Raw genomic sequence first — 5354 nt, forward strand, 5'->3', positions numbered from 1 at the left:
CGGCCCCGTCCGGTTCGTCACCCGAAGCGAAGGATCCGCTCCCCCATGCAACCGCGGCGCCGGCGCCTCCATCTCCGGCTCCCCGGCCTCCCAGCGTTCGAGCAGCGCTGCGTCGGGCCTGCGGAACTCCGAGCGCGTCATCAGGTAGCCGATGCCGAGCGCGACCAGACCGGTGATCAGGGACAGCACCATGGCGCGGTCGGCGACCGCGCCGGTCTCCACCCCGGCGGCCTTCGCCGACAGGCCCGGGGCGACCTGGATGACGTAGTCGCTGGACAGCGCCATGCCCTGCCCGGCGATCGCGATCGCGACCCCCGCGCTGATCGGCGGGAGCCCCGCGGCGATCGCGGCGGGCAGCAGGATGGCGCCCATCAGCGGCACCGCCGGGGTCGGCCAGAAGAACAGGCTGATCACGTAGGTGACGGCGGCGAGCACCCAGAAGGCGGAGTGGCCGGACCGCATGACGACGCGGAACGGCTCCACCATGCGGCGGTCGGCGCCGAGCGCGCGCAGCGACCCGAGCAGCGCGGTGACCAGCGCGATGATGAGGAAGATGCTGAACAGCTCGGACGCCGCGGTGAGGCTGGCGTTGAAGATCGACTCCAGTCCCGTGACGAAGCTGCCGGTGAACACCCAGGCGGTGAGGAACGTCGCGGCCACCGCGGGGATGACGACGTTCTTGCGGGCGATCATGACGGCGATGATGATGACGATTCCGGACAGATAGATCCAGTGAGCGGCTTCCAAAGGACGCCCCCTCCCTGTACGCGCCCTCTGCGAGGCCGACGGGCGCAACGATTGCAGAGAATCTGCTCGATCGGTCCGAGGTGAACAATGAGGAACGTGCACACTACGCGCTTGGTCATTTTGTGCACCATGTCGGGCGTCCGGCGAGCGAAGCAGCGGTGCCCGGGGCCGGTGTGCACGGTGCCCAAGGAACGTGCCGGATCTTCGGCGATCGGTCCGTATCGGCGCTGATCAGGGGCCGCCGACACTGGCGGCATGTCAGAGCGCAGCCCCTTCGGCCTCCCGGACCGCGGCCCGTCCGTCGCGTCCGGCGGCATGGTCGCCTCCAGCCATCCGGCGGTGAGCCTGCTCGGCGCGCGGGTCCTCGCGGGCGGCGGGAACGCGGTGGACGCCGCGCTCGCGATGGCCGCCCTGTCCTGGCTCGCGCTGCCCGGCCAGTGCGGGGTCGGAGGCGACGCCTTCGCCCTGCTGCGCCGCCCGGACGGCTCCGTCGCCGCGTTCGGCGGCAGCGGCTTCGGCCCGGACGGCGGCGAGCCCGCCTTCTACCGCGACCGCGGCCTCGCCGCCGTCCCGCTGGAGGGCGCCCTCGCCGTCGCGACCCCCGGCGCGGTCGCCGCGCTCGCCGCCCTGCACGCCGACTCGGCCTCCCGCGGGCTGCCCGAGCTGTGGGCGCCCGCGATCGCCGCCGCCGAGGACGGCCTGCCCTGCACCCGCAAGACCCGCGCCGACATCGTCGAGCGCCGCGACGCGCTGGCCCGCGACCCCGGCACGGCCGAGGTCTTCCTTCCCGGCGGCCGCGTGCCCGCCGCCGGCGCGCCGATCGTCCAGCGCGACCTCGGCGCCTCCCTCCGCAGGCTGGCGGACGACCCCGCCGACCTCTACTCGGGCGCCCTCGCCGAACGCTCGGTGGACGCCCTGGTCGACGCCGGGGCGCCGTTCTCCGGCTACGAATGGACGGCGGGCGGCCGCTCCGTCCCCGAAGCGGCGCTGACCTGCGAATACCAGGGGACGACAGTCCACCTGACCCCGCCGCCCACGCCCGGCTGGATGGTGGCGCAGCAGGCGGGCCTCTGCGACGGCGTCCTGTCCGGCCTTCCGTGGCTGTCGGCCGAGGCGGTCCACCGGATGGCGTCGGCCGCCCGCATCGCGTTCGCCGACCGGTTCGCGGGGTGCGGCGACGGCGGCGACCACTGGCGCGGACTGCTCGCGCCGCCCGCGCTGGAGGCCGCCCGCGCCCGCCTCGACGCGGGCGACCTCCCGGCCGGCCTCCCGTCGCCGGTCCCCGCGGGCGGCGACACGACCTCCATGGTCGCCGTGGACGCGGAAGGGCGCGCGGTCAGCCTCATCCACTCGCTCGCCTTCACCTTCGGCGCCCGGATCACCGTCCCGAGCACGGGCATCGTCCTCAACAACCGCCTCGGCCGCGGCGCGTACCTCATCGACGGGCACCCGAACGAGGTCCGCCCGCGCCGCCGCCCGCTGCACACGCTGAACGCCTGGCTCGTCACCGGCGCCTCCGGCCGCCTCCTGCACGCGGGCAACACCCCCGGCGGGGACGGCCAGGTCCAGTGGAACGCCCAGCTGCTGTCCCACCTGCTCGACCACGGCCACGACCCCGCGACCGCCGTCGCGGCGCCGCGCTTCACCGTCCACCCGGGCAGCGACGCCGACGTCCTCGGCCGTCCGCCCGAACTGCGCGTCGAGTCCCGCCTCGGGGCCGGCCGGATCGAGGCGCTCCGCGCGGCCGGGCACGACGTCGCCGTCCAGGACCCCTGGGACGCGGGCGGCAGCGCCCAGATCGTCTCCGTCGCGGACGGCGCGTTCCTCGGCGCGTCCGACCCCCGCCAGGACGGGGTGGCCCTCGGTGTCTGAGCTTCCCGCCACGCCCCGCCCCCAGGGCGACTACGTCCCGGCCGTCGCCGAGCCGATCCGCGCGGGCGACCTCCTGGTCGCGAGCGCCGGGATGACGCCGCGCCGGGACGGCCGCCTGACCGCCACCGGACTCGTGGGCCGCGACCTGGACGTCCCCGCCGCGCGCGAGGCCGCCGCCCTGGCCGCCCGCAACGCCGCCGCCGCGGTCGCGGACGGAGACCCCGGCCGCGTCCGGCGGTGGGTCCGGATGACGGTCTACGTCGCCTGCGCCGACGGGTTCACCGACCTTTCGGCGGTCGCGGACGGCGCCTCGGCCGCCCTGGACGCTCTGGCGCCGGGGCTCGGGCGCCCCGCCCGCAGCGCCGTCGGCGTCCGCGCCCTCCCCGGCGGCGCCCCCGTCGAAGTCGAACTCACCGCGATCGCCGGTGACCCGGAAATGGAGACGAGCGAGCATGCATGAGGGGCTGAACCTCGTCGGGGGCGAATGGCGCCCGGCCAAGGACGGCATGACGTTCCAGCGGAGGAATCCGGCGGAACTCGGCGAGATCGTCGGAGAATTCCCCGACTCGTCGGCCGCCGATGTGGAAGCCGCCGTCGGCGGGGCCGTCGAGGGCGCCGCGGAATGGGCCGCGGCATCCGCGGACGAGCGCGCCGACGTGCTGGAGGCGGCGGCGCGGTGGCTGGAGGAGCGGGCGGACGAACTCGTCGTCGAACTGGTGCGGGAAGAGGGCAAGACGCGCGCCGAGGCGGCCATGGAGGTCTCCCGCACGCCCCGGAACCTGCGCTTCTACGCGGGGGAGGCCCACCGCGTCACCGGCCAGAGCCACCCGGCGCCCGACGGCGGGCTCGTCTACACGCGGCGCGAGCCCGTCGGCGTCGTGGGCGCGATCACGCCCTGGAACTTCCCGCTGAACATCCCGTCCCGCAAGATCGGGCCCGCGCTGGCGGCCGGCAACGCGGTGGTGTTCAAACCGAGCCCGGTGACGCCCCTGCTGGCGCAGCGCCTGGTGGAGGCGCTGCTGGCCGGCGGGCTGCCGCCGCGCGCGATCGCGCTGGTGCACGGCGGCGCCGGGCCCGGGGCCGCGCTGGCGGCGGACGAGCGGGTCGGGGCCGTGACGTTCACCGGCTCCACCCGGGCCGGCCGCGCCGTCCACGCGGCGGTCGGGCCGTCGCGCCGCGCGCAGCTGGAGATGGGCGGCAAGAACCCGGTGGTCGTCCTGGACGACGCCGACCTGGAACGCGCCACGCAGATCATCGTCAAGGGCGCGTTCGGGCTGTCCGGGCAGGCGTGCACCGGGACGAGCCGGGTCATCGCGGACAACGCCGTCCACGACGAACTGCTCGAACGCGTGGCGCGGGCCGCCGAGGCGCTGACCGTCGGGAACGGGCTGGGCGACGGCGTCGACCTCGGGCCCCTCGCCGCGGACTTCCAGCTGGAGAAGTTCCTCGACTACGTGCGGATCGGCGAGGAGGAGGGAGCCGAGCTCGTCACCGGCGGGCGGCGCCTCCCCGGCGACGGGTACTTCGTGCGGCCGGCCGTCTTCGGCGAGGCGGCGCCGGAGATGCGGATCGCCCGCGAGGAGATCTTCGGGCCGGTGCTGGCCTTCCTGCGGGCGTCCGGCCTCGACGAGGCCGTCGCGCTGGCCAACGGCACCGACTACGGGCTGTCGGCCGGGATCGTCACCCGCGACACCGGCCGGGCGCTGGAGTTCGCCCGGCGCTCCGAAAGCGGCCTGGTGAAGGTGAACCAGCCGACCTCGGGAATGGCGATGACGGTCCCGTTCGGCGGGCTCAAGGAATCCAGCACGCAGACGTTCAAAGAGCAGGCCGGACCTTCGATGATGCTCTTCTACACGCAAGAGAAAAGCGTCTACATCTCACCCCGGTAAGAAACCCGAGAAGGGATCAGGAAATGGCAGAGCTGCTGTCGAAGGACGCGTTCCGCGCCGAGCTGCAGAACGCGATCAAGGGCCGTGAGGCCAAGAACGCCTCGTTCAGCAAGGCGTGGGCGGACGGCGAGCTGAAGCGCGAGCACTTCGCCCGCTGGGCGGAGAACCACTACCACTACGTGGGCCCGTTCGCCGACTACCTCGCCTACGTCTACGCCAACACGCCCGACGAGTTCACCGGCGCCAAGGACTTCACGCTCCAGAACATGTACGAGGAGGAGCTCGCCGACATCCGGCACACCGACCTCCTCATCCGGTTCGCCGAGGCGTGCGGCACGACCCGCGAGCGCGTCGAGGACCCGTCCAACATGAACGCCATCACCCGCGGCCTCCAGGCGTGGTGCTACGCCGTCGCGATGCGCGAGCACTTCGTGGTCGCCACCGCCGCCCTCGTGGTCGGCCTGGAGTCGCAGGTGCCGAGCATCTACAAGAAGCAGATCGTGCCGCTGCGCGAGGTGTACGGGTTCACCGAGGACGAGATCGAGTTCTTCGACCTGCACATCACCTCCGACGTGGTGCACGGGGAGCGCGGCTACCAGATCGTCCTCGACCACGCGGACACGCCGGAGCTCCAGCAGCGCTGCCTGCGGCTGTGCCGCTGGGGCGCGGAGATGCGGTTCTCCTACACGCAGGGCCTCTACGACACCTACGTCAAGCCCGACCTGGTCGGCGCCTGATCCGAATCCGGTCCGGCGGGGGGGGGGGGGGCCCCCCCCCCCCCCCCCCCCCCCCCCGGGGGGCGCGCCGGGGGGCGGAGCCCGGGGGGGGGGGGGGGGGGGGCCCCGC

At 74.4% G+C, this 5354-nt stretch carries 4 protein-coding genes and 1 pseudogene; 4 read left to right on the plus strand and 1 reads right to left on the minus strand.

The window, feature by feature from the left end; all coding sequences use genetic code 11:
- Positions 1-747 (minus strand): annotated as a pseudogene (locus tag AB0K37_RS16985) (hypothetical protein); the annotation flags it as partial.
- A 255-nt stretch (positions 748-1002) separates the two neighbouring features.
- Between AB0K37_RS16985 and AB0K37_RS16990 the strand changes: the two are divergent.
- Genes AB0K37_RS16990 through AB0K37_RS17005 form a run of 4 tightly spaced genes read left to right on the plus strand, consistent with a single transcriptional unit; the run spans position 1003 to position 5245 of the window.
- Entirely contained in the window at positions 1003-2619 is a 1617-nt protein-coding gene (locus AB0K37_RS16990; RefSeq protein ID WP_363981397.1) for a gamma-glutamyltransferase, read from the plus strand.
- A complete protein-coding gene (locus AB0K37_RS16995) occupies positions 2612-3079 on the plus strand; it encodes a RidA family protein (protein WP_363981400.1) in 468 nt (155 codons plus the stop codon). Before AB0K37_RS16990 ends, AB0K37_RS16995 begins: the two co-directional genes overlap by 8 nt.
- Positions 3072-4508, plus strand: a complete 1437-nt coding sequence (locus AB0K37_RS17000; RefSeq protein ID WP_363981403.1) for an aldehyde dehydrogenase family protein — start codon at positions 3072-3074, stop codon at positions 4506-4508. Before AB0K37_RS16995 ends, AB0K37_RS17000 begins: the two co-directional genes overlap by 8 nt.
- A 23-nt stretch (positions 4509-4531) precedes the next feature.
- Positions 4532-5245 carry an iron-containing redox enzyme family protein gene (locus tag AB0K37_RS17005; protein ID WP_363981406.1) on the plus strand — a complete coding sequence of 238 codons (714 nt, stop codon included), beginning with the start codon at positions 4532-4534 and terminating at the stop codon, positions 5243-5245.
- The last annotated feature ends 109 nt before the right edge of the window (positions 5246-5354 follow it).

It is taken from the genome of Actinomadura sp. NPDC049753, assembly GCF_040674655.1.
Lineage (GTDB): Bacteria > Actinomycetota > Actinomycetes > Streptosporangiales > Streptosporangiaceae > Spirillospora > Spirillospora verrucosospora.

Excerpts from the sequence above, each read along its gene's own strand:
- AB0K37_RS16990 (WP_363981397.1), top strand. The coding sequence starts at position 1,003 with ATGTCAGAGCGCAGCCCCTTCGGCCTCCCGGACCGCGGCCCGTCCGTC.
- AB0K37_RS17000 (WP_363981403.1), top strand. The coding sequence starts at position 3,072 with ATGCATGAGGGGCTGAACCTCGTCGGGGGCGAATGGCGCCCGGCCAAG.
- AB0K37_RS17005 (WP_363981406.1), top strand. The coding sequence starts at position 4,532 with ATGGCAGAGCTGCTGTCGAAGGACGCGTTCCGCGCCGAGCTGCAGAAC.